This window comes from Pandoraea aquatica (genome assembly GCF_902459565.1).
Classification (GTDB): domain Bacteria; phylum Pseudomonadota; class Gammaproteobacteria; order Burkholderiales; family Burkholderiaceae; genus Pandoraea; species Pandoraea aquatica.
Genome location: NZ_CABPSN010000002.1, coordinates 255296 through 279761 on the forward strand (window position 1 = coordinate 255296; position 24466 = coordinate 279761).

The 24466-nt window shown below is 63.5% G+C and carries 21 protein-coding genes; 16 read left to right on the plus strand and 5 right to left on the minus strand.

What is annotated here, in order from left to right; genetic code table 11:
• The first annotated feature begins 173 nt into the window (after nucleotides 1-173).
• The 6 genes from PAQ31011_RS06600 (at nucleotide 174) to PAQ31011_RS06625 (ending at nucleotide 4090) form a co-directional block, all read left to right on the plus strand.
• A complete protein-coding gene (locus tag PAQ31011_RS06600; RefSeq protein ID WP_150575091.1) occupies nucleotides 174-677 on the plus strand; it encodes a hypothetical protein in 504 nt (167 codons plus the stop codon).
• An 89-nt stretch (nucleotides 678-766) separates the two neighbouring features.
• On the plus strand, nucleotides 767-1189 hold the full coding sequence (locus PAQ31011_RS06605) for a DsrE family protein (protein ID WP_150575779.1): 423 nt from the start codon (nucleotides 767-769) through the stop codon (nucleotides 1187-1189).
• 116 nt (nucleotides 1190-1305) lie between these two features.
• The gene (locus tag PAQ31011_RS06610; RefSeq protein WP_150575092.1) at nucleotides 1306-2070 is read left to right on the plus strand and encodes a tetratricopeptide repeat protein; all 765 of its coding nucleotides are present in this window, start codon (nucleotides 1306-1308) and stop codon (nucleotides 2068-2070) included.
• A 173-nt stretch (nucleotides 2071-2243) separates the two neighbouring features.
• Nucleotides 2244-3491, plus strand: coding sequence for a PrgH/EprH family type III secretion apparatus protein (locus PAQ31011_RS06615; RefSeq protein ID WP_150575093.1), 1248 nt, complete (start codon nucleotides 2244-2246; stop codon nucleotides 3489-3491).
• 25 nt (nucleotides 3492-3516) lie between these two features.
• Nucleotides 3517-3777 carry a type III secretion system needle filament subunit SctF gene (gene sctF, locus PAQ31011_RS06620; protein ID WP_150575094.1) on the plus strand — a complete coding sequence of 87 codons (261 nt, stop codon included), beginning with the start codon at nucleotides 3517-3519 and terminating at the stop codon, nucleotides 3775-3777.
• Between the two features lie 64 nt (nucleotides 3778-3841).
• On the plus strand, nucleotides 3842-4090 hold the full coding sequence (locus PAQ31011_RS06625; protein WP_150575095.1) for a hypothetical protein: 249 nt from the start codon (nucleotides 3842-3844) through the stop codon (nucleotides 4088-4090).
• Between the two features lie 501 nt (nucleotides 4091-4591).
• Here PAQ31011_RS06625 and rodA read toward each other — a convergent pair.
• From rodA to PAQ31011_RS06650, 5 genes are all read right to left on the minus strand, one after another.
• Nucleotides 4592-5740, minus strand: coding sequence for a rod shape-determining protein RodA (gene rodA, locus PAQ31011_RS06630; RefSeq protein WP_039401937.1), 1149 nt, complete (start codon nucleotides 5738-5740; stop codon nucleotides 4592-4594).
• The gene (mrdA, locus tag PAQ31011_RS06635) at nucleotides 5740-7977 is read right to left on the minus strand and encodes a penicillin-binding protein 2 (RefSeq protein WP_150575096.1); all 2238 of its coding nucleotides are present in this window, start codon (nucleotides 7975-7977) and stop codon (nucleotides 5740-5742) included. Before mrdA ends, rodA begins: the two co-directional genes overlap by 1 nt.
• A 48-nt stretch (nucleotides 7978-8025) precedes the next feature.
• Nucleotides 8026-8538, minus strand: a complete 513-nt coding sequence (mreD, locus tag PAQ31011_RS06640; protein WP_039394706.1) for a rod shape-determining protein MreD — start codon at nucleotides 8536-8538, stop codon at nucleotides 8026-8028.
• 9 nt (nucleotides 8539-8547) lie between these two features.
• Nucleotides 8548-9516, minus strand: coding sequence for a rod shape-determining protein MreC (gene mreC / locus PAQ31011_RS06645; RefSeq protein WP_150575097.1), 969 nt, complete (start codon nucleotides 9514-9516; stop codon nucleotides 8548-8550).
• 196 nt (nucleotides 9517-9712) lie between these two features.
• Nucleotides 9713-10756, minus strand: a complete 1044-nt coding sequence (locus tag PAQ31011_RS06650) for a rod shape-determining protein (RefSeq protein ID WP_010805637.1) — start codon at nucleotides 10754-10756, stop codon at nucleotides 9713-9715.
• A 550-nt stretch (nucleotides 10757-11306) separates the two neighbouring features.
• Between PAQ31011_RS06650 and gatC the strand changes: the two genes are divergently transcribed.
• The 10 genes from gatC (at nucleotide 11307) to PAQ31011_RS06700 (ending at nucleotide 24465) form a co-directional block, all read left to right on the plus strand.
• Nucleotides 11307-11606, plus strand: coding sequence for an Asp-tRNA(Asn)/Glu-tRNA(Gln) amidotransferase subunit GatC (gatC, locus tag PAQ31011_RS06655; protein ID WP_039394713.1), 300 nt, complete (start codon nucleotides 11307-11309; stop codon nucleotides 11604-11606).
• A gap of 103 nt (nucleotides 11607-11709) precedes the next feature.
• Nucleotides 11710-13200, plus strand: coding sequence for an Asp-tRNA(Asn)/Glu-tRNA(Gln) amidotransferase subunit GatA (gene gatA, locus PAQ31011_RS06660; protein ID WP_150575098.1), 1491 nt, complete (start codon nucleotides 11710-11712; stop codon nucleotides 13198-13200).
• Between the two features lie 86 nt (nucleotides 13201-13286).
• Nucleotides 13287-13715, plus strand: a complete 429-nt coding sequence (locus tag PAQ31011_RS06665; RefSeq protein WP_246179478.1) for a hypothetical protein — start codon at nucleotides 13287-13289, stop codon at nucleotides 13713-13715.
• 143 nt (nucleotides 13716-13858) lie between these two features.
• Complete coding sequence (gatB, locus tag PAQ31011_RS06670) at nucleotides 13859-15331, plus strand: Asp-tRNA(Asn)/Glu-tRNA(Gln) amidotransferase subunit GatB (protein WP_150575781.1); 1473 nt, start codon at nucleotides 13859-13861, stop codon at nucleotides 15329-15331.
• A 186-nt stretch (nucleotides 15332-15517) separates the two neighbouring features.
• Nucleotides 15518-16324: a polyphosphate kinase 2 family protein gene (locus PAQ31011_RS06675; protein ID WP_150575099.1), complete on the plus strand. Its 807-nt coding sequence runs from the start codon at nucleotides 15518-15520 to the stop codon at nucleotides 16322-16324.
• 158 nt (nucleotides 16325-16482) lie between these two features.
• Nucleotides 16483-17748 carry an efflux RND transporter periplasmic adaptor subunit gene (locus tag PAQ31011_RS06680; protein WP_174989994.1) on the plus strand — a complete coding sequence of 422 codons (1266 nt, stop codon included), beginning with the start codon at nucleotides 16483-16485 and terminating at the stop codon, nucleotides 17746-17748.
• A complete protein-coding gene (locus tag PAQ31011_RS06685) occupies nucleotides 17745-20912 on the plus strand; it encodes an efflux RND transporter permease subunit (protein WP_150575101.1) in 3168 nt (1055 codons plus the stop codon). The genes PAQ31011_RS06680 and PAQ31011_RS06685 overlap by 4 nt, the downstream gene beginning before the upstream one ends.
• Nucleotides 20913-21404: 492 nt before the next feature.
• The gene (locus tag PAQ31011_RS06690) at nucleotides 21405-22010 is read left to right on the plus strand and encodes a pilus assembly FimT family protein (protein WP_150575102.1); all 606 of its coding nucleotides are present in this window, start codon (nucleotides 21405-21407) and stop codon (nucleotides 22008-22010) included.
• A 69-nt stretch (nucleotides 22011-22079) separates the two neighbouring features.
• Nucleotides 22080-22637: a toxin co-regulated pilus biosynthesis Q family protein gene (locus tag PAQ31011_RS06695; RefSeq protein ID WP_246179479.1), complete on the plus strand. Its 558-nt coding sequence runs from the start codon at nucleotides 22080-22082 to the stop codon at nucleotides 22635-22637.
• A gap of 46 nt (nucleotides 22638-22683) precedes the next feature.
• Nucleotides 22684-24465 carry a secretin N-terminal domain-containing protein gene (locus PAQ31011_RS06700; protein WP_150575104.1) on the plus strand — a complete coding sequence of 594 codons (1782 nt, stop codon included), beginning with the start codon at nucleotides 22684-22686 and terminating at the stop codon, nucleotides 24463-24465.
• Nucleotide 24466: the final 1 nt, after the last annotated feature.

A 24466-nucleotide genomic window follows, 5' to 3' on the forward strand; every position in this document is an offset into this window, starting at 1 on the left:
TACTTCACCCGCAATCGCGACGGCTGCCGGTGAAGGCATGACCGAAAGTCGAAACCCGCCAGATCATACGTCTGGCGGGTTTTTTATTTTTCGGAGGAATTATGGCAAGAGTCGATGCGAGGGCAAGCATTCCCGAGGCCCACAATTTTGTCGCCCGAGATGCGGAAACGGGCGTGCGGCTCTATTCGATTCGCCGTCTTGATCCGGACGTCGGCATGGCGTCGCTCGACCGGGCGACGAACCGGTTGTACGTCGACATGACACCGCACTATCGCACGGCGAACCTGGCGAGGGACAGGCAAACGCTTGAGTCGTCATTGCATTTGGCACGTCGTGGACATGAGGCGTTTCGCACTCATATCGCTAGCGTGCACTCGGTCCGAGACGGCACGGAAGACGGACTGAGACCTCCGTCTTACCCCGCTGCCGAACCGAGCGCCCCCGAGGCACTGAGCGACACGCATGCACCAGTCGGACGTCCGTACGGCGATCCGCCGCCACCGTATGCGCCCCTGGGCCAGCTGCCCGAGTTGCTGCCGCCCGGCCCGCCGCCGGCCTACTCAGCGGAGGATGCCTGGCAAAGCCATTTTGTCAGACCATCGGCGCCACCGCCGGGCGACGAACAGTCCCCCCTCTCCCGCTATCTCGACGCAGGTCATCCGCGCTCCGATGTGTGACATCGCGCTATGATGCGGCTGGTTACACGTAACTCGCATCGATAACGTCAATCGCCAACACCCGATATCGCGAAGGGGGGACTCTCATGATCAAGACACTGCTGCGCGGCCTGCTGACCGCATTCCTGTTCACGGCTTTTGCTGTGCCGGCCACGTCGGCATTTGCCGAAGACAAGGTCGTGTACCACATCAACGACGCCGAGCATCAGGCACTCGCAGGCCTGCGTAACATCCGCAACCAGCTGGACACGGTGCCGGATACCAAGATCGTGGTCGTCGCGCATTCGCAGGGCGTCGATTTCCTGATGGAGAGTTACAAGGATGCGGCGACGGTCGGGCCGCTGATCTCGGCGCTGCATGCGCGCGGCGTCAAGTTCGAGGTGTGTGAAATCACGCTCAAGCAGCGCAATCTGAAGAAGGACCAGTTCGTGCTCGACGCGGACTTCACGCCGTCCGGCGTGGTCGAACTCACGCGCTTGCAGCAAAAGGGATATTCCTACATCAAGCCGTAAGCGCTTAAGTGCGCAAGGTCGCTAGCGCCACAGCGATCTCACCCCGAAGCCCCGGTTCAAGCCGGGGCTTTTTGTTTGGCGCACAATAGGCGTACGTCCGTTTCCGGAGGTGTGTCATGACCCGTGCCGTCCCGACGTCGTTCGCCCTGCGCCGCGTGTTTGCCAGTTTGGTTATCGTGCTTGCAGGCGTGGCCTGCGCCCCGGTCCCCTACGCGGTCGCTGCCGCACAGGCACCCGCGCAAGCCCTCACCGATCAGGCCGTGCATCAGTACGAGGCCGGCCAGCAGACGCAGGCGCTCGAGGCATTTCGTCGCGCTGCCGAACAGGGCAATCGCCTGGCGCAATTCGATTACGCGATGATGCTGCTCAACGGCGAGGGCGTGACGGCCGATCCCAACGGGGCTGTGCATTGGTTGGAACGGGCCGCCAACGCGGGCATGACGCAGGCGCAATACGTCTACGGCAAGATGTTCGACGACGGCTACGTCGTGAATAAATCGATTCCTCAGGCCAACCTCTGGTATGAGAAAGCCGCGAAGCAGGGCCACGTGCAGGCGCAGGCGGCCATTGCCAACGAGTACTTCATCGGGCGAGGCGTGCCCAAAGACTACAAGACTGCTTTCACCTGGTACGAAAAGGCGGCGCGCGGTGGCGACCTGCCGTCGCAATACATCGTGGCGAGCTATTACGAGCGCGGCTATGGCGTCGTGACGCCCGATCCCGAGCGCGCACGCCTGTGGTACGAGAAGGCCGCCGCGCAGGGCGACGTCGCCGCTCAGGGCAAGCTCGACGCCATGAATCGGGAACGCGCGCAACGCCCATCACCCCTTCTGCCCACGCCGACCGCACCTGCGGCATCCCCGTCGCCTGCAGCGCGATAGCGTAGGGGATTTTTGAAGTCCTGATCACGCATCTCCCGGATGCGAAGAATCCCATCATGAATCGCTGATCTCCGGTCGGTATTCTCAGCCTCAACGAATTCATTGTTGAGGAGCGCGAACGACGAACATCGCCGACGTCGACTGACGATCCGGCATCGCCTGCTCGCGAAGAGATGATGGAATCAGACCTCCGACCCGACGATATCAATGGCCTCGATGGCCCCAATGGCATTGATGGCATCGACGGCATCCCCCAAGGGGCAGTGCTGCGGCTACTGAGCGGCCCGATGCGCGGCTGCGAGTTTGCCCTGCCGTCCGGGGTGACGCTCTTCGTCATTGGCCCCAGCGATCCTGCTTTCGATCGTGGCTGGCAGACGGAAATGCCGCCCAACGCCATCTATGTCCCGATGGACGGCGACGGTGGCGACAACTTCGAAGTGCTGGTCGACGACGCCGGACGTGAGGGACTGTTCGTGCGCGTGCTCAACGAAGGTGCCGGTGCGGAAGTCGCCATCGACGCTTCGCAGATCGCCCGCATCGGCGATGTGCGTGTCGGCGTGAAGCGTGTCGATGCCGTGTGGTCCGACGAGGTGCAGCGCAGTCTGTGCGCGGATGCGCGGCTCGACGACGGGGTGAGTCCGGCGCGTGCGCGCCGCCGCTGGCAACAGGCGTTCTGGTCGTGCGCTGTCGTCGTGTTGCTCGTTGCAAGCGCGTTCTTCTACTGGCGCTCGGAGCCGCAACGTCAGGCGCAGAGCGTGTCGGAGTATCTCGAATCGCTCGGCGGTCGTGCCACCGTGCTGCCCGGCAACGACGGTCATCTCTACGTGCTCACGGAAGACGGCGATGCGCGCAACGCATTGACGCGTGCACTCGGTGCCGAGGTCATCAAGCGGGAGAAGCTGGTGCTCGTTGCGCTCAACGAAGAGAACGCGCGCATCACGCAGTGGATCGATACGTCGCGCACCGACGTGCTGTATTTCAAGCTCTCGCTCGACGACCCGGCCGTGCCCGAGCTATGGATCAATCGCAAGCAGAAAGGGCTGTCCGACATGGAGATGGCGCAGTTCCGCCAGGCCCTGCTGGAGAAGATTCCCTATGCCCATCGCGTGAACATCACGCTGCATGACGAAACCGAAGCGAGCGGCGAAGCCGAAGACGCGCTCAAACGTCAGATGGTGCCGTTTCTTCGCGCCGATACCCCGGAAGGCGTGACGTTCCACATCAGTACCGAATTGGACGACGTCCAGCTGCGTCGCCTCAACGGCTTCATGCAGACCTTCGAGAAGCGCTGGGGAAAACGTCTGGTGCACTTCAACGTCGACCTGCGCGACGACTGGACGGCGCAGCAATCGTACGCGTACGGCCCGGCGGCTTACGTGAAAGACGGTCCCCATCAATGGCGATTCATCAACCGGCAGTAATGCCGCACAGGAGTTCATAACGACCATGGCCGAGATCATTCCGCACATTAACGATGGCGACATGACGTACCTCGAAGAACTGTCGAATCGTTTCAACGGACCGACGGATGCGCTGAAGGAGCGCATGGACGAAGCACTCAAAGCGATCGAGAAGGACCCTACCGATTCGGCAGGGATGGCCAAGTTCCAGTCGGCGATGGCCTCCTACACGACGATGCGTGCCGCCCAGTCGGGCGTCACCAAGTCGCTCAAGGACGCCGTGCAAGGGGTCATCTCCAAGTACTGATGCGCGCGCCGTCGAGTGTTCGGCAAACGCTCACGCCATCACAGATCTATCGAACGAGGGTGCCATGCTTTTTGATTCATCGCTGTTACTGGGGCGCGCGCCGGACCCCGACGCTTCGGTGCTTGCCGTCGAATCCGGCGCGGGCCAGACGCTCGAGTCGCGTTTCATGAACGCGGTCGCTAATCTGTCCGCCGATTTCGAAGGGGACCGTGCGGGCATCAAGGCCGCTGCGTCGCGCTTCGATCCGACCGACGCGGCGAGCGGCATCGAGCTGCAGAACCGGCTGGCCGTGTATCCAGGCGGAGTCCATTGAGCTTGAGCGAGGACACGAACGAAGCGACGGACGGCTTTCTTGGGGCGAGCAGTTCGTGCGCTTTCAGCAGGTTTTCCGCACGCTGACATTGCTTGAGGTGCAGGACAAATTGCATGCCCTTGAAGACGATGAGTTCACCGTCCTTGCGAATGCCGACGCGTCCTTTCACAGTACCTGCGCACGCCGCTGCGTTCAGCGTGTCGAGCGTGGCGCGTGACTGTTGCGCAACCGTTTGCAGCGAGATGTTCATGCTCATCGCGAAGTTCTCCTTCGGTTGTGTGCATGACGCCTGCCGGACTACGTCTCTCGATGGGTGTCACAAACTCGGCGAATGCACGTACGTTTCGTTTAAGCCTCGTTTGTATCGGATTTTGACTAAGCCGAATCCTATGTTTCGCTCATTGAAATCGACGAAAGCTTCCGCTCAATGCAAAAACGGCAGAGCGTAGGCTCTGCCGTTTTGCGGGTGATGCGTCGATGTGCCGAAGGCGATGGGCGACGCTAACTCTGCATGAGCCGCTTCTCGCGCGCCACGCTCATGAGAATGCCGACCCCGAGGCCGAGCGTCACCAGCGCCGTGCCCCCGTAGCTCATGAACGGCAACGGCACGCCGACCACCGGCAAAATGCCGCTCACCATGCCCATGTTCACGAAGGCATAGGTGAAGAAGATCATGGTGACGGCCCCGGCCAGCAATCGGCCGAACAGCGTCGCACCGCTCGCTGCGATCATCAGGCCGCGTGCGACCAGCAGCAGATACAGCAGAATCAGCACGCCTTCGCCGATCAGACCGAACTCCTCGGCGAACACGGCGAAGATGAAGTCGGTGTGCTTCTCGGGAATGAATTCGAGGTGAGCCTGCGTGCCCTTGAGCCAGCCCTTACCGGTCGTACCGCCGGAGCCGATGGCAATCACCGACTGAATCGTGTGGAAGCCCTTGCCGAGCGGGTCGGACGTCGGGTCCAGCAGCGTGCAAACGCGGTGCTTCTGGTAGTCGTGCAGGATGTGCCATTCGACGTCCGGCTGGCAGATCTTGTCTTCCAGCGCGAGGATCGTGCCGATACCGATCACACCGGCGATGAGCACCGGCAAAATCAGCTTCCACGACAATCCGGCCAGATAGATGACATACAGACCCGCCGCCGCCACGAGCAGACCCGTGCCGAGGTCGGGCTGCTTCGCAATCAGCCCGACGGGCACGCCGAGCAGCGCGATGGCCGCCAGATAGTCGAACCAGCGAATGTTGCCTTCGCGCTTCTGGAAGTACCACGCCAGCATGAGCGGCATGGCGATCTTCATGATTTCGGACGGCTGGATCACCATCCCGACGTTCAGCCAGCGCTTCGCGCCCTTCTTCGTCAGACCGAACATCGCCACCGCAATGAGCAGCGCCACGCCTGCGGTATAGAGCGGCACGGCGAACTTCATGAGGGTCTGAGTGGGCAGCATCGCCAGCACCCACATCAGGATGAAGGTCAGCACGATGTTGCGGATCTGGTCTTCGACGCGGCCGGGCACGTCGATACTGGCGCTGTAGAGCGTGACCAGTCCGACGCACAGCAGCAGGAAGACGATCAGCGCGAGCGGCTTGTCGAAGGCGGCGAACAGGCGCTTGACCTGCTCTTTCCACGTATGTTTGTCGAGCGCCATCATGGCGTTCCTCCTTGCCCACGCTGTGCGCGGATCGCGGCACGGTGACGGGCTTCGTCGGCGACGGTCGGGCTCACGGCGGGCTTTTGCTGTGGCGGCGGCGTCTGAGGTGTCGCAGGGGCTGCTGCCGGGGCCGATGCCTTGCCGCCTGCTGCGCGCGGGGCCGCATTGGCGGCGGCGCCCGATGCGCCCGGTGCGACACGCGACACCGTCGTCGTGGCCCCTGCGGTGCGGTCGAGTTCGGCGGCGCTGGCCGGCGGTGCGTCCGGTGCGGCAGACACGGCCGACGCGGCACCCGCGCCCGAGGCGGCGGCTTGCAGCGCAGCGGCTTCGGCCGCACGCTCCTTCGGTTCGTCGATCAGGTAGTAGTCGAGCAGACGTCGCGCCACCGGGCCGGCCTGCGCGCCGCCCCAACCGGCGTTCTCGACGATCAGCGCAATGGCGATCTTCGGATCTTCTGCCGGGGCGAAGGCGATGAACAGCGCGTGGTCGCGCTTGAACTCCGGAATCGCGTTGTGGTTGTACTTCTCGTTCTTGCCGAGCGAGTACACCTGCGCCGTGCCCGTCTTGCCACCCGCATCGTACGGCGCGCCGGCGAATGCCTGACGTCCCGTGCCTTCCTTGATCACGCCGACCATCGCCCGTTTGACGAAGTCGATGTCCGCCTGCTTGTACGGCAGTCGCGCGCTCTCATGCGGCACGGTGAGCTGACGTGCATGCGAGACGGGATCCTCGACCGCCTTCACCAGGTGGGGCTTCATCACCACGCCGTTGTTGGCCAGCGTGGCCGTGGCGTGCGCGAGTTGCAGGATCGTGAACGAGTTGTAGCCCTGTCCGATACCCAGACTGATCGTCTCGCCGTCGTACCATTTCTGCTGTGCTGGTTTCTTGTAGGCCTTGCGCTTCCATTCTGTCGACGGCAGGATGCCGCGCGCTTCGCCTTCGATGTCGATGCCCGTCAACTGACCGAAGCCGAGCGGTGCCATGAAGTCGTGAATGGCGTTCACGCCCAGATCGTGCGCGAGCATGTAGTAATACGTGTCGTTCGAGACCACGATCGAGCGGTACATGTCGATCCAGCCCTGACCGTTGCGCACGTCGTTGCGGAACGTGTGGTTGCCCAGCGTGAACGAGCCCGTGTCCTGGAAACCCCAGTTCGTCGTGCGCTTGCCGAGTTCGAGTGCGGCGAGCGCCATGAACGGCTTGTACGTCGAGCCGATCGGATAGGTGCCGCGCAGCGGACGATTGAGCAGTGGCCGGTCGGCCGAGGTGTTCAGCGCATCCCAGTTCTGCTGGTCGATGCCTTCGACGAACAGGTTCGGGTCGAAGCTCGGTGCGGACACGAAGGCCAGCACGTCGCCGGTCTTCGGTTCGATGGCGACGACTGCACCGCGGCGTCCGGCGAAGGCCTGCTCGGCCACCTGCTGGAGCTTGATGTCGATGGACAGCACGAGGTTGTCGCCCGGCGTGGCCGGCGTGCGCGAGATCGTGCGCACCGGACGGCCCCCGGCGGTCACTTCGATTTCCTCGAAGCCGGTGATGCCGTGGAGCTGCGTCTCGTAGCTTTGCTCGACGCCGATCTTGCCGATGTAATCGGTGCCCTTGTAGTTGTTGACGTCGCGGCGGATGTCGTACTTGGCGCTGTCGCTGTCGTTCTCTTCGCTCATCGCGTCGATACGCTGACGATCACGCTGTGAAATCCGGCCGATATAACCGATCACGTGTGCGGCCGTCTCGCCGAGCGGATATTGACGGAACAGGCGCGCGTGCACGTCCACGCCGGGGAAGCGGAAACGCTGGGCGGTGAAGCGGGCGACTTCCTCGTCGGTCAGTCGCGTGCGGATCGGCAGGCTCTCGAAGCTCTTGCTGTCGTCCATCAGCTTCTTGAAGCGGGCGCGGTCGCGCGGCGTGATCTCGATCACGTCCGACAGATCGGTGACGAGGTCTTCGAGCGGACGGCCGATTTTCGACGGCGTGATTTCCAGCGTGTAGGCGGAATAGTTGCGCGCGAGCACCACGCCGTTGCGATCCATGATCACGCCACGGTTAGGCACGATGGGCGCAAGCGAGACGCGATTTTCGTCGGCTTGCAGGGCGTACTGGTTGTGACGGAAAACTTGCAGATAGACGAAACGCACCGCGAGCAGGCTGAAGCAAATCAGCACGAAAAACGCGGCCGCCGTTACCCGCAGGTGAAACGTCTGCAGTTGTTGCTGGGGATTCTTGAACTCGGTCATGCTGGCTGGGCGGGGCTCGTAGGTGCGATCTGAGGGCGGGCAAGCCCGTCAGATCGGACGCGTATCGTCGCGGTCGACGGCGCGTTTCTGCGGTGCCAGCAGCAAGATACTGATCACCGGCCAGAGCACAGCTTCCACGAAGCTGGCCGCGAGCGGCCACCAGCCCGGAAATGCTGCGCCGGTCGCCAGACGAATGATGAACGGCACCACGTGCGCGAGCAGCAGCAACGGCAGTACCGTGAGCGCCTGACCGAGCAGCGTGAAGAACAGAACGCGGCGGTGAATCATGATCGCACCGTACGACAGCAGCGTGTAAGCGAGCGCATGCTCACCCAACAGCCCGGCGTTGTGCACGTCCATGAGCAACCCGACGAGAAACGCCACGCCCATGCCGACCTTGCGCGGCTGGTGGATGTTCCAGAACATCAGCACCAGCGCGACGAAGTCGGGCATGGCGGGGGCGTGCCCCCACGGCATCAGGTTCACCAGAAACGCCACCACGAGGCTGAGCGCGATGAAGTACGGATTGACCGGCAGCAGGATGTATTGCGGTCGTGGCATGTGAATTCCTCAATGACCCTTGCGGGCGCCCGGCGCGAGCTTCGGATCGGCGCGCGTGCCGCCCTTCGGCGCGGGTTTCGCGCCACTGGCCGACGGATCGGAGGCGCGTGCGAGATCGGCCGCGGCGTCCGGATGCAGCGCCAGCGGCGTGGTGTATTGCAGGACCAGCACCTGACGCTGGCTGCGCAGATTGGCCACCGGCTGACACAGAATGCGCGCAAACGCGGTATCCGAGACCCGGTCGACCTTGGTGATGCGTGCGACCGGCAGACCGGCGGGGTAGACACCGTCCAGACCGCTGGTGGCGATTTCGTCGCCGACCTTCACGTCGGCCGACAGCGGAATGAAGCGCAGATCGAGCACGTCGCCACGCAGGCCGCCGTAGATCACGCTATGCACGCCGCTGCGGGTGACCTGCACCGGCACGGCCTGTTCCTTGTCGGTCAGCAGCGTGACTTCGCTTTGCATCAGGAACACGCGCGAGACCTGACCGAGCAGGCCTTGTTCGGTGACGACCGGCGCGCCGAGCTTGACGCCGTGCTGCGTGCCGCGATCGATGACCACACGTTGCGTGAACGGATCGCGCGTGTCGTATTCGATTTCCGCCGGAATGCTCGGCACGGGCAGACGCTCGCGCAGGGCCAGCATCTGGCGCAGATGTTCGTTCTCGGCGACCAACTGGTTATTGCGCTGAGCCTGCACGGAGAGTTCGAGATTGCGCGCGCGCAGCGTGCCGTTTTCGGTGGTGAGCTGCGATTCGGTCGAGAAGAAACCCGCTACGCCAAGAATGGCGTCGCGCGGCAACAGCATCATGCGTTGCACGGGATAGAGGGCGGTGCCGACGACGGTTCGCACCCGCTCCAGCGTGTTGTAGTGCGAGTCGACCACGAGCAGGCCGATGGCGAGCGCGACGAAACAGATCAGCCGGGCCAACGCCGACGGTCCCTGTTTGAACAGTGGCGGCGGACTGTACTGCATGGTGGGCCCTTCAGGGAAGCACGCGCAGCGAGACGCTGCGGTGCGCGAGTGGTGTCAGTCGGGCGCGACGAAGTGACGTGACAAGCGGCGTGACGCCCGGCTTCGTGCGCAAGATCTTGCTGCGCGGTCTGCCGTGCCGGGCGAGGTGTGCAAGGGAATGCCCCACCGCGCCGGACGACGAACCTCGCACGTTGGCTTACTCGTAGGAGAAGATGCTGCCGAGCTTGTCCATGCGCTCGAGCGCCATGCCCGAGCCGCGCACCACGCAGGTGAGCGGGTCTTCGGCGACGAGCACGGGCAGGCCGGTTTCTTCGGCGAGCAGACGGTCCAGATCACGCAGCAGCGCGCCGCCGCCCGTGAGCATCATGCCGCGCTCGGCGATGTCTGCGCCCAGTTCGGGCGGCGTCTGTTCCAGTGCGATCTTCACCGACGACACGATCTGGTTGAGCGGATCGGTCAGGGCTTCGAGGATTTCGTTGCTGGAGATGGTGAAGGCGCGCGGAATCCCTTCCGAGAGGTTGCGACCCTTGACTTCCATTTCCTTGACTTCCGAACCCGGGAAGGCCGAGCCGATTTCCTTCTTGATCGCTTCGGCGGTCTGTTCGCCGATCAGCATGCCGTAGTTGCGGCGGATGTAGTTGACGATGGCTTCGTCGAACTTGTCGCCACCGACGCGCACCGAACCCTTATAGACGATGCCGCCCAGCGAGATCACGCCCACTTCGGTCGTGCCGCCGCCGATGTCGACGACCATCGAGCCCGTGGCTTCCGAGACCGGCAGACCGGCACCGATGGCAGCGGCCATCGGCTCTTCGATCAGGTACACCTGCGAGGCACCGGCACCGTGTGCGGCTTCCTTGATGGCGCGACGCTCGACCTGGGTCGAACCGCACGGCACGCAGATGATGATGCGCGGCGACGGCGAGAACAGACGCGACTCGTGAGCCATCTTGATGAACTGTTTGATCATCTGCTCGGTCACGGTGAAGTCGGCGATCACGCCGTCCTTCATCGGGCGGATCGCCTCGATGTTGCCCGGCACCTTGCCGAGCATCTGCTTGGCTTCTTTACCGACGGCCTGAATCGTCTTCTTACCGCTCGGGCCGCCTTCCTGACGAATGGCGACAACCGAAGGTTCGTCGAGAACGACGCCCTTGCCGCGCATATAGATCAGGGTGTTGGCCGTGCCCAGGTCAATGGCCAGGTCGTTGGAGAAATAGCTGCGAAGAAAACCGAACATGCAAAATCCTGTGTTTGCGTGAGGCCGCCCAATGCGTTTGACTGGGACGGCTGCCTGTCGTCTGGGTTCCGGCCTGTTCGCAAAAAAATCGCCAGGCGCCACGCGGCGGCTCGCGAAACGTGCGGACAAACCGAGGAATGCGGTACCGGGCAGGAGGCGGGGCTGCCGTTAAAAAATCCGTCGCGTCAGGGTCTTCCACTGGACTGCGCGATCGTCTGTCGCGCCCCCCGGACTGGCCGTGGCCCACCTGCGCGACAGCGGCGGAGGGTGCAAAAACACGCTCCGACGCAAATTTAATGCGCAATGATACCTTATAATTTCGCAGGTTTTGCAGGAAAAACGAGCACGTTGACGCCACATTCGACCCCCGGGGCAAACTCGCCGGGAGCCTCACGGTGCGGCGTGTCCGACGTCCTGCGCAGTGCAGTGCACGGAGTAAAACGGCGAACGAGTGCGACCTCGTCCGCAGATTCTCCGCATTCTGCCCCTAATTTTGGCGGCAGGCGTGCATTCGGCTGCTCTCCAATGCGCATTTTTTTGGGATTTCTTCATGGCTTTGAATCTCTCAGACGTCAAACGCATCGCTCATCTCGCGCGTCTCGAGCTGGCCGATGACGAGGCGGCTCACATGGAAAAGGAGCTCAACGGCTTCTTCGCGCTCGTCGAACAGATGCAGTCGGTCGATACGACGGGCGTTGCACCGCTCGCGCATCCCATCGAACAAATTCAGGAAGTCGCTCAGCGTCTGCGCACCGATGCGGTGACGGAGCTGGTCGATCGCGAGGCGAATCAGCGTCCGGCACCTGCCGTGCAGGACGGCCTCTATCTGGTGCCGAAGGTCATCGAGTGAGTCCCGCGCGAGACGTGAGCGCTGTCCGAGAGGACATCCGCGTCTCACGCACCCGGGGCTTCATGCCTTCCGCCTTCATGCGCTACCCAGTCAAGCCGCCATCATGGAACAAGATCTGATTCATTTGCAGGATTTGCGCGCCGCGCTCGACGCCAAGCGCGTCTCGAGCGTCGAGCTGACGCAGCACTATCTGGACCGCATCGCCGGTGCCGCCGATCTGAACGCCTTTGTGCAAGTCAACGCCGAAGCCAGCATGGCACAAGCACGCGCGGCCGACGCCCGCATCGCAGCCGGCGACGGCGCGAACCAGCCGCTGCTGGGCATTCCCGTCGCACACAAGGACGTGTTCGTCACGCGCGGCTGGCACAGCACCGCCGGCTCGCGCATGCTCAAAGGCTACGAGAGCCCGTACGACGCTGCCGTCGTCGAGCGTCTCTCGAACGCCGGCATGGTCACGCTCGGCAAGACCAATATGGACGAGTTCGCCATGGGCTCGTCGAACGAAAACTCCTACTACGGTCCGGTCAAGAACCCGTGGGACAAGCTCGCCGTGCCGGGCGGTTCGTCGGGTGGTTCGGCCGCCGCAGTTGCCGCGCGCCTCGCACCGGTGGCGACCGGCACCGACACCGGTGGCTCGATTCGTCAGCCGGCCGCGTTCTGCGGCGTCACCGGCATCAAGCCGACGTACGGCCGCGTGTCGCGCTACGGCATGATCGCGTTCGCCTCGTCGCTCGATCAGGGCGGCCCGTTCGGCCACAGCGCGGCGGACTGCGCATGGCTGCTCAACGGCATGGCGGGCTTCGACGCCCGCGATTCGACCAGTCTCGAACGTGCGGACGAAGACTTCGCACGGGGTCTGGGCAAGCCGCTCGACGGTGCCACCGCCGACAAGCCGCTGGCCGGTCTGCGCATCGGCCTGCCTGCCGAGTACTTCGGTGAGGGTCTGGACGCCGACGTGCGCGAGTCGATCGACAACGCGCTCGCCGAGTTCGAGAAGCTGGGTGCTGTGCGCGTGCCGGTGTCGCTGCCGAAGACGGAACTCTCGATCCCCGTGTACTACGTGCTCGCCCCGGCAGAAGCCTCGTCGAACCTGTCGCGTTTCGACGGTGTGCGCTTCGGCCATCGCGCCGCCGAGTACCGCGATCTGCTCGACATGTACAAGAAGTCGCGTGCCGAAGGCTTCGGCACCGAGGTCAAGCGCCGCATTCTGGTCGGGACGTACGTGCTCTCGCACGGCTACTACGACGCTTACTATCTGCAAGCGCAGAAGATTCGCCGCCTGATCGCGCAGGACTTCCAGAACGCGTTCGCGCAGTGCGACGTGATCATGGGCCCGGTCGCGCCGTCCGTGGCGTGGAACCTCGGCGAGAAGAGCGCCGATCCGGTGCAGATGTATCTGGCCGACATCTACACGCTGTCGGTGAGTCTGGCCGGTCTGCCGGGCATGAGCCTGCCGGTTGGCCCGGGCCGCAACGCGCGCCCGGTCGGCCTGCAAATGATCGGCAACTACTTCGACGAAGCCCGCCTGCTGCAAGTGGCCGACGCGTTCCAGCGCGCGACCGACTGGCACAAGCGCGCACCGACGGGCGTCTGATCATGAGCCGCCAGCGCATGCAACGCGACACGACATCGCTCGCTCCGACCGGCGCACGCACGGCGTCGCTCGTCTCCCGCGGGCTGATGCTGGCCGGTATGGTGCTGACGCTTGCATCGTGCTCGCTGCCCTTCTCGCGCCCGACCCCCATCGCCTATAGAGAGATCAACCTCGCGGGCTACTGCTCGCAGACCGACGAAGACGGCTTTCGCGAACAGGCGACGCTCAAAGTGCAGGGCAATGCGGTGCAGGCGCTGGACTGGCGTCTGTGGGTCGGCAGCCGTGGCAGTTGCCATTTCAATCTGGCGAACTTTCACCAGACGCAGTGGAAGCCGAGCATCGAGCTGCGCGCGAACAGCGGCAGCTGCAAGCTGCTCATCTGGCAGGACCCGGGCAACGTGACGATCGGCCACGCGAACTGCGAGGCGTATTGCACGGGCGATGTCTATGACAACGCATGGCCGGTGAGCTTCGATCCGCAGTCGGGCTCGTGCGCACGCGGCACGCGCAGATAAGCCATATTTGACGTGGCCAGCGCTGGCAGGCATCGACGAACAGGAACAGGCCGCACCGCTTCTCGGGAAGACCTGAGAGACGGGTGGCAGCAAAGGCAGGGCGACATGCGCCGTGCCGACAAGTTGAGACAAGGGTGAACCTTATGCAATGGGAAGTCGTTATTGGTCTGGAGACGCACACGCAGCTCTCCACCGCTTCCAAGATTTTCTCGGGCGCATCGACGCAGTTCGGCGCGGCCCCCAACACGCAGGCCTGCCCTGTGGATCTGGCGCTGCCGGGCGTGCTGCCCGTGCTCAATCGCGGCGCGGTCGAGCGTGCGATCGAGTTCGGTCTCGCGATTGGGGCGACGATTGCGCCGCGTAGCATCTTCGCGCGCAAGAATTACTTCTACCCCGATCTGCCCAAGGGCTATCAGATCAGCCAGTACGAAATTCCGGTGGTGCAGGGCGGATCGATGAAGATCCAGGTCGAAGCCGACCCGCGCACCGGCCGTGAGGCCTATGAGAAGGTCGTCACGCTCACGCGCGCTCACCTTGAGGAAGACGCGGGCAAGTCGCTGCACGAAGACTTCGCGGGCATGACCGGTATCGACCTGAACCGTGCCGGCACGCCGCTGCTCGAAATCGTGACGGAGCCGGAAATGCGCAGCGCAGCCGAAGCCGTGGCGTACGCGAAGGCGCTGCACGGTCTGGTCGTGTGGCTCGGTATCTGCGACGGCAACATGCAGGAAGGCTCGTTCCGTTGCGACGCCAACGTGTCTGTGCGCCCGGTCGGTCAGAAGGAGTTCGGCACGCGCGCCGAAATCAAGAACCTGAACTCGTTCCGCTTCCTCGAAGAGGCGATTCAGTATGAAGTGCGTCGTCAGATCGAACTGATCGAAGACGGCGGCACGGTGGTGCAGGAAACGCGTCTGTACGATCCGGACAAGAAGGAAACGCGTTCGATGCGCAGCAAGGAAGACGCGCACGACTACCGTTACTTCCCGGACCCGGACCTGATGCCGCTCGTGATCGATAGCGAGTGGGTCGAGCGTGTGCGCGCATCGTTGCCGGAACTGCCGGCGGGTATGCAGGCGCGCTTCGTCGAGGCGTACGGTCTGTCGGATTACGACGCCGCCGTGCTTACGCAATCGAAGGCGCAGGCCGCTTACTTCGAAGCAGTGGTCGCCAAGGCAGGCAAGGCGAGCGCCAAGCCGGCCGCTAACTGGATCATGGGCGAACTGTCGTCGCTGCTGAACCGCGAAGACATCGCCATCGATGCCAGCCCGGTGTCAAGCGCACAACTCGCCGGTCTGCTCGCCCGTATTGCGGACAACACGATCTCCAACAAGATCGCCAAGGAAGTCTTCCAGCTGATGTGGGAAGAGCGCGCGACCGACGAGGGGGCCGCCGACCGCATCATCGAAGCGAAGGGCCTCAAGCAGATCACCGACACGGGCGCGATCGAGAAGATCATCGACGAAGTGCTGGCGGCGAATGCCAAGTCCGTCGAGGAATTCCGCGCGGGCAAGGAGAAGGCGTTCAACGCGCTGGTCGGTCAGGCGATGAAGGCCACGAAGGGCAAGGCCAACCCGGCGCAGGTCAACGAGCTGCTCAAGAAGAAGCTCGGCGCGTAACTGGGTTAGCAGGTAAGCCAGTCAACGAACCGATGAGATTTGCCGGTAGCGCACGCTGCCGGTGACGGATCTCGACGCCGTACGTGAAAGGAAGGGCGCGGTAGCCGGATCGGCACCGCGCCCTTTTTTTGTGCCCCCCGCAATTTGCGCCATACTGCCAACTAACTTTTCACGCAGGAGTTGGCGATGTTCGAGAAATACCGCGTACCGCTCGGCAAGAAACTGGACCTCTCAAGCTTCGACCCTGCCGACAAGCCGTTCTCCGGCGACAACAAGGAAGACGACAAGACGCGTCTGGCCGAGCTGGCGCTCAAACTCGACGAACTGCAGACGATCCTGCACGCCAACAGCAAACATCGTGTGCTGCTGGTGCTTCAGGGCATGGATACCAGCGGCAAGGACGGCACCATTCGCGCGGTGTTCCAGAACGTCGATCCGCTGGGCATCCGCGTGGCCAACTTCAAATCGCCCACGCCCATCGAACTGGCGCGCGACTTCCTCTGGCGCGTTCACATGGTCGTACCGGCGGCGGGCGAGCTGGCGATCTTCAACCGCAGCCATTACGAAGACGTGCTCATCACGCGCGTGCACGACTGGATCGATGCGGACGAGTGCAAGCGCCGCTACACGCACATCAACAACTTCGAGCAGCTGCTCGTCGACAACAACACGCACATCATCAAGTGCTTCCTGCACATCTCGTCGGAGGAGCAGCGCAAGCGGCTCCAGGAGCGCATCGACGATCCGAACAAGCACTGGAAATTCGAGCTGGGCGACCTCAAGGAACGCAGCTTCTGGCCGCAATACACAAAGGCCTACGAGGCGGCTTTATCGGCGACCTCGACGGAACACGCACCGTGGTATATCGTCCCTTCCGACTCAAAACGCCACCGTAATCTGATGGTGGCAGAGTTGCTGGTGCAAGCGCTGAGCGAGCTGAAGCTGACGTATCCGCCCGGCAGACCGGAGTTGACGGGCATGAAGGTGGAGTAGCGAGGCAATGCGGCGGCGCAGCATCGCAGCGAATATAACGACGGGCAAGCAGTGAACGGCCACGGTAAGTCATGGCTGTTTTATCAGTAGAAACAGGCGCGGCCGGGAGGGCGGGGGCTCGACCAGCGTCGGCGTCGCATGGGGAAACGGGGAAGAAGATGAGTGACGAGAACGCCCGCCGGCCGTTGCCGGGGGACGCGGCTGCCCACGGGCATGGCGGCCAGCCGGGGAACGGTGCGAAGGGGACGAAGGGTTCCAAGGGATCGCGCCGTTGGATCGTGGGACTGATTGCGGTCGCGGTCATCGCCGGCGGGGCCACGTGGCTGCGCTCGCGCGGTGCCGAGAAGACCGTCAAGGCGGCGGCTGCACCGTCCGTCACGGCCGCGACGGTCGAAGTGCGCGACGTCCCCGTGCGGCTCATCGCCAACGGCACGGTGACGGCGCGTCAGACCATCGACGTCCGCCCGCAAATCTCCAGCACCATCCGTCAGGTGCACATCAAGGAAGGCGACTTCGTCAAAGCCGGGCAACTGCTGTTCTCGCTCGACGCCCGTATGGACGAAGCGAACCTCAAGAAGGTGCAGGCGCAACTGGCAAAGGACGAAGCCGACCTCGCCAACGCTCGCCGCACGCTTGCACGCACCAAACAGCTGATCGCAGAACACTTCGTCTCGCAAAGCGCGCTCGATACGGCGCAAAGCGGCGTGGACAGCCTCACTGCGCAGGTCGCCGCCGACCGTGCGGCCATTTCAGCCAGTCAGGTGGCCGTCGACTACAACCAGATCCGTGCGGGTATCGACGGACGCACCGGCGCGATCAACGTGCATCCGGGCAGTCTGGTGACACCGGGCGGCGCAGCGCTCGTGAGCATCACCCAGCTCGATCCGATCGACATCAGCTTCACGCTGCCCGAAGGGGCGCTGGCTGAATTGCAGGCCGCGCGCGCGGGTGGCCCGGTTGCCGTGACGGCCACGCTCGGAACCACCGGCGTGAACGTCACCGGTCAGCTCAGCTTCATCGACAACGCGGTGGACTCGCAGACGGGCACGATCCGCCTGAAAGCCGCGTACGACAACCGGGAAGCGAAGCTGTGGCCCGGCATGTATCTGAACGTCGCCGTCATCGGCCGCGTGCTGAAGCAGGCAAGCGTGGTGCCGCCGCAAGCGGTGCAGACCGGACCGGACGGCAAGTTCGTCTATGTGATCGGCGGCGACGGCAAAGTGACCGCCAAGCCGGTCAAAGTCGGCTATGTGGAAGCGAAGCTCGCGGTCGTCGACGGCGTGTCGGCCGGGGCGAAGGTCGTGCAGGAGGGCGCAGAAAACCTGCGTCCGGGTAACAAGGTGACGATCGTGGCGTCGCGCGAAGGCGCTGCGGCGGGCGAAGGTGGTGCCGGTGCTGGCGGCGGCTCAGGGAAAGCGCCATGAACCTCTCAGAACTCTGTATCCGCCGTCCGGTGATGACGATCCTGCTGTGCGTGGCGGCCGTCGTTGCCGGTCTGATCGCGTACGGACAGATTCCGATTTCGGCCCTGCCCAGCTACAACTCGCCGGTGATTCAGGTCACGGCGACACTGCCGGGCGCGAGTCCGGAGACGATGGCCGCATCGGTTGCGGCACCGATGGAAAAGCAGTTCTCGACGATTGCGGGTGTGGCGGTCATCAGTTCGACCAACACGCAGGGCACCACGTCGATCATCATCGAATTCGACAGCGACCGCGATATCGACGCGGCGGCCGTCGACGTGCAGGCGGCGCTGTTCCGCGCGCAGCGCAAGCTGCCGGTAGAGATGACGACGCCGCCGTCGTATCGCAAGGTCAATCCGGCCGATGCGCCGATTCTGTTCCTCGCGATGAACTCGCCGTCGATGTCGCTCGCCGAGCTGGACGACTACGCGGAGAACCTCGTCTCGCCCACGCTCTCCACGCTGCCCGGCGTGGCGCAGGTGCTGATCTTCGGCCAGAAGCGCTTCGCCGTGCGCGTGAAGGCGCGCCCCGACGCGCTCGCCGCACGCAAGCTCACGCTCGACGACGTGGCGCGTGCACTCGCCTCGGCCAACGCGAACAGCCCGGTAGGCACGCTCGACGGCAGCCGTCAGACGCTGACCATCGAGGCCAACCGTCAGATGACGAAGGCCGACCAGTTCGCGAACCTCATCATCGCCAGCGTCAACGGCAGCCCGGTGTATCTGCGCGATGTGGCGGATGTGCAGGACAGCGTCGAATCGGTGAAGACAGGGAGCTGGGTGAACGGCGAGCGCTCGATTGTGCTCGCGGTGCTGCGTCAGCCGAATGCGAACACGGTCGCAACGGTCGATCAGGTGAAGGCGGCGCTGCCGCGACTCGCGGAGCAGATGCCGCAGTCGATTCAGGTCAAGCTGCTCAACGACCGCTCGGTGTCGATTCGCGAGTCCATCGACGACGTGCAGTTCACGCTCGCGCTCACGGTGATTCTCGTGACGCTGGTGATTTTCCTGTTCCTGCGCCGTCTGGCCGCCACGCTCATTCCGGTAATGTCGTTGCCGGTGTCGCTGATCGGCACCGTCGCGCTCATGAAAGGTATGGGCTACTCGATCGACAACATCTCGCTGCTGGGCATCACGCTCGCTGTGGGTCTGGTGGTCGACGACGCCATCGTGATGCTGGAGAACATCGTGCGTCACATCGAGAACGGCGTGCCGCCGTTGCGTGCGGCGCTCGTCGGCTCGCGCGAGATGGGCTTCACGATTCTCTCGATCTCGATTTCGCTGGTGGCGGTGTTCATCCCCATCTTCTTCATGCCGGGCGTGATCGGGCTGATGTTCCACGAGTTCGCGGTGGTGGTGTCGCTTGCGATTCTGGTGTCGGCGGCGGTGTCGCTCACGCTGATTCCGATGCTGTGCAGCCGCTATCTCAAGCACGAGCAGGATGAGGGTCTGGGCCTGCGCGCCACGCAGTGGTTCGAGGATGGCTTCGTGTGGGTGCAGGACGCCTACGTGCGCAGCGTCGATTGGTGCCTCGCGCACCGCAAGTGGGTGATCGGCGCGGCGGGGGCCACGTTCATCGCCACGGGCGTACTGTTCGCCACCATCCCGAAGGGCTTCTTCCCGAGTGAAGACATCGGGCAGGTACAGGTGACGGCCGAAGGCGCGCAGGACATTTCGTTTACAGCGATGTCGGCGTTGCTGCGTCAGGCGGGCGACATCATCCGAGCGAATCCGGCGGTGGAGACCGTGATCGTGTCGGCCAACGACAGCAATCAGGGCCGCATGTTCATCAACCTGAAGCCGCACGGGGAGCGACCGCACATGAGCGAAGTGCTCGAAGTCCTGCGGCGCGACGTCAAACAGGTGCCGGGGCTGAACGTCTACTTCAATCCGGTGCAGAACCTGCAACTGGGCGGCAAGCAGAGCAAGAGCCGCTATCAGTACGTGATGCAGAGCGTGAAGCCCGGCGAGATGCAGTTGTGGTCCGACCGGCTGATGAACCTCATGCGTGCCGATGCGATCTTCCGCGACGTGACGACGGATGCGCAGATGAAGGGCTTGCAGGCGCAACTCACCATCGACCGCGACAAGGCGAACACGCTCGGTGTCGCCATCGGCGATATCCGTAGCGCGCTTTACAGCGCATTCGGTGAGCGTCAGGTGTCGACGATCTACACGCCGAGCGACAGCTATCAGGTGATTCTGCAGGCCGACGATAACGACCGCCGCGACGAAGGCGCGTTCGACAAGATCTACGTGCGTGGCAAGGGCGGTGCGCTGGTGCCGCTCTCGGCCGTGGCGACCGTGGAGCGCAAGATGGGACCGGTGTCGGTGAACCATCAGGGCCAGTTGCAGGCGGTCACGCTGTCGTTCAACCTCGCGCCGGGCGCAGCGCTGGGCGACGCATCCAAGAAGATCGTGGGCTTCCAGCAGCAACTGGGTTTCCCGCCGAGCATCATTACGAGCTGGGGCGGCGACGCGGCTGCGTTCCAGAAGTCGCAGTCGAGTCAGGTGGTGCTGCTGGTCGGTGCGTTGCTGGTGATCTACGTGCTGCTCGGCGTGCTGTACGAGAGCTACATCCATCCGATCACGATTCTGGCCGGTCTGCCGTCGGCCGCTGTGGGGGCGCTGATCACGCTGCGTCTGTTCGGCATGGATCTGTCGCTTATCGCGGTGATCGGCATTCTGATGCTGATCGGTATCGTGAAGAAGAACGCCATCATGATGATCGACTTCGCGCTCGATGCGCAGCGTAATGGCGGCATGACGCCTACCGAGGCCATCCGTCAGGCGTGCGCGCTGCGCTTCCGTCCGATCATGATGACGACGCTGGCGGCGCTCATGGGCGCGTTGCCGATTGCGTTGGGGCTGGGGGCGGGGGCGGAGCTGCGCCAGCCGCTCGGTCTGGCCGTCGTCGGTGGGCTGTTGTTCTCACAGGTGATCACGCTCTACATCACGCCGGTCATCTATCTGTATCTCGACCGCTTCGCTGGCAAGGGGCCGCTCGTGCTGCCCGGTGACAAGGCGGCGAACGATGGTGGCGGCGAGCAAGACGGCAGTCATGACGTCACCGACGTCAATATGCACAAGACGAGTCACGCCCACCCAGCGTTGACTAAGCGATGACTAAGCGCTGACCACACCGACGGCGCGCATCGGCTTCTTCTGCCGACTGCGCGCCGTCGATCCCCTCTCTCCGGGCAAAGCCCATCCTCATTGCCACGCAAGTCATGCAATTTGGCTTGTGAATCCGCTGATTCCTGACGTTTACGCACACTTTTGTAGGCCCTTGGTTTGCGTTTAGTCACATTCCGATTTTTCAGTTGAAGTCGCCGACGGCGTTCTGCCGTCCGGTATCCACAGCCTGCCTTGTTTTCACGCCGATTTCGCGTCGATTTTCGCGACTGTCGAAGCGCGTCCGGAGGTATCGGAAATGGCGCACGAATGGGCGATTTCATGCTTGCGACGAATGTCAATTTGCGAAAGCTGCGCGACGCACGCGACAACGCGACGACGCACATTCGGGCATAAATCGCCCCAGTCGTCGCGAACGAGTCTCTCGGATCGTGACGTCGTTTCCTTAAATCTCTCCCATTCCTCAAATCTCGGAATCGAAAAATGAATCTATTCACAGACGCGAACGCCATCGCGCAAATCAAACAGAAGCTGGTCACGCGCATGAACAAGCGCGCTCAGCGCGGGGTGACGCTGGTGGAACTCTCGGTCGCCGTCGCCGTGATGGGCCTGATCATGGCCGGCGCGATGGTCGGTGTGCCACGCCTGATGAACAGCGTGAAGCTGTCGCAGGAGATGAAGGACTGGCAGATGTCGGTCCTGGCGGTGCAGAACGCGGTGGCATCGGGAACGCTGATTGCTACGACGGCACCGGACAAAATTCGCGACATGGCGATTGCCGAGCCCTTCAATCGGCCCGACGGTACGCAAACCATTCTCAATCGCTTCGGCGGTGCCGTCACCTTCGTGCCTCAAGACGGCAAGTCGTATCCGTCCAGTGGCGTCAAAGTGAAGTCGATCGGCTATCCGAGCGCGCAATGCGAGGAGTTCGCCAGCAAGATGAACGGGCTCTTCGCGACCCTTTCGATCAACAGTCAGTCGATCAAGGACGGCAAGTCAACGTCGCTCGACAAGATCAACGAGTACTGCAAGAAGAACGGGAGCGACGACGTCACGCAGGCAGAGCTCGAATTCACCATCGCCGGTTGAGAGGCATTCACGGGGATCTGATCCAAAGGCCAACACGACATGAATCCTTCCGGAATGCGAACCGTGACGATGACCGCAATGTTCATGATCGCGGCACCTTCGGCGACAGCTTTCGAGGCGACGCCAGGCACCGAAGCAACCTGGTCATTCGCGAGCCACAAGCCGTTGATGCAAACGCTCGATAGTCGCCAGGGCGGGCAGATCGGTCGCGTCGGCGCGGGGCCCGTGCCCGATGCAAACGACGCAAACGATGTGAGCGACGCTCGCCAACTCGACCGTGGCGTCATCGACAACGCGCAACGCCGAGTTGAGGCGGTGGCGGCGAGCGGGGCCGCGGGAACACCGTCGCCCCCATCGCCCACGGTATCCACGACCATCGAGCTGGCGTTACAGCCGTCGGACGGCCGCGTCTCTCAGGCCGTCCGACGATATGCCGAGCGCAATGGCTGGCAACTCGCGTGGGAGATCGAGCGCGATTTTCCCATCGAGTATCCGGCCACGTTCCGCGGGGATTTCCTCGGCATCGTCGAGCAGATCGTGCGCTCGTTGCAGAACACCGACGCACCGATACGCGTCAAGGTCTACGAGGCCAACCGCGTGTTGCGCGTCGTGCACGCCACACAATAACTTCCGCCGTGCCCCGCGCACGGCCAACCATCGGAAGCGGTCATTCATGAGAAAGCATCTCGGCGTGTTGTGCGCCATCACGTTACTGACAGCGTGCGGCACGCCGGGCCTGCTGTCGAAAACCGACGAGAACGTGACACAAGTGCGCGAGACGTTGCGCGCTGCCAACGACACACACACAGCAGCCCCCATAGGCGCCATCGAACATGTCGATGGCGCCTGGCTGTCAAGAAAATCAGTCGCGGTCAACGCGACGATCGCACTGCCCGAGTTCTTCGCGCGTCAGGTGCGCTTTTCCACCGGCGCACCGCTTCCCATGTCGGTGCTGCTGGCCCAAGTCGCGCGGGGCAACGGACTGACGATTCGCATGGCGTCCGATGTCGCGTGCGATGGCGGTGCGTCGGTCGGCGTCGGTCCGGGCGGGCGTGGCGGACGCGGCGGGCCCGCAGCCGTGGCGCAACGCTTCCAGACCAACTGCACCGAAAGCGGCGAGCCTGCCGTGCCGTTGCAGTATCACGGCTCGCTGTCCGGCTTGCTCGATACCATTGCGCATCGATCCGGCACGCACTGGTCCTATCGCGACGGCGTCGTGCAATTCGCGCGATACGTTACACGGACCTTCCAGATCAAGATGATGCCGGGGAGTTCGTCCTACACGGCCTCGGTCGGCAAGGCGTCCAAGATGAAGGCGGAGCGCGGCGCATCCGGTGGCAGCAACGGTGGCGGCTCGACGGCAGGCGGCGTCGATCTGAGTTTCAATGCCGACGCGAATGTCACGGTCGAGTCCGAACTGGACCACTGGGCGGATCTCGTCAAAACCGTCACCGACATGCTCTCGCCGAGCGGACGCGTCACGCCATCGGTCGTCACGAGTTCGCTCGTCGTTACCGATACGGCCGATGTCGTCGAGCGCGTGGCGCGATACGTCGAATCGGAGAACGCGGTGCTCGGCCGTCAGGTGAAGCTGCGCGTGCAGGTCTACTCCGTCACGCTCGACGAGAACTCGGCAGCGGGCATCGACTGGGATCTTGTCTATCGATCCGCGAGCGGCTTCGTGGCGGGCCTGAGTGGCCCGGCGCTGGGCGGCGCGCTCATGACGCGCAAGGGCGGGCTGGGCATCCGTACGATTCCGAACGGGCGTCTGGCCGGATCGATGGCGTTCATCAAGGCGCTGAGCAAGCAGGGGCGCGTGAGTACGGTGATCGACACGACCGTCGTCACGCTGAACAACCAGCCCGCGCCGGTGGCCGTCACGCAGAACCGGGGGTTCGTCGCACAGACCAAGATGACGCCTGGGAATTACGGCGGACAGGCGGTGGTGACGGCGGAGCAATCGGTGCTCACCACGGGGTTCGTCATGAACCTGTTGCCCACGCTGATGGATAACCGGAGCGTGATGCTGCAAGTGCAGATCGATATGTCGGACCTGAAGAAGCTCGACAAGATCAATCTGCGCACCGGCAAGGAAGCGCCGAGCGGCAGCGATGCAGGCGGGGCCGGTGGCGGCAACGGCCCGAACGTGCGCGCGGATATCGACGGCAAGGGCGCGAGCATCGATATCGGCGGCCGTGACGACGACCGTCGCCGCGACGACGACGGTCTCGGGGCCGGCACGTTTATGCAGTTGCCCATCACGGCGTCCGTGCAGACGATGCAGCGCGCCTCGCTCAAGTCGGGCGACACGCTGGTGCTCAGTGGCTTCCGTCGCAAGGACGACAACACCGAGCGCGACGGCATCTTCAACTACGAAGGGGGCACGAAAGAGGCGAATCAGCACGTGAACGAGGTCGTCATCATGATCTCGCCGGAACTGACCGAGGGCGTGTGAG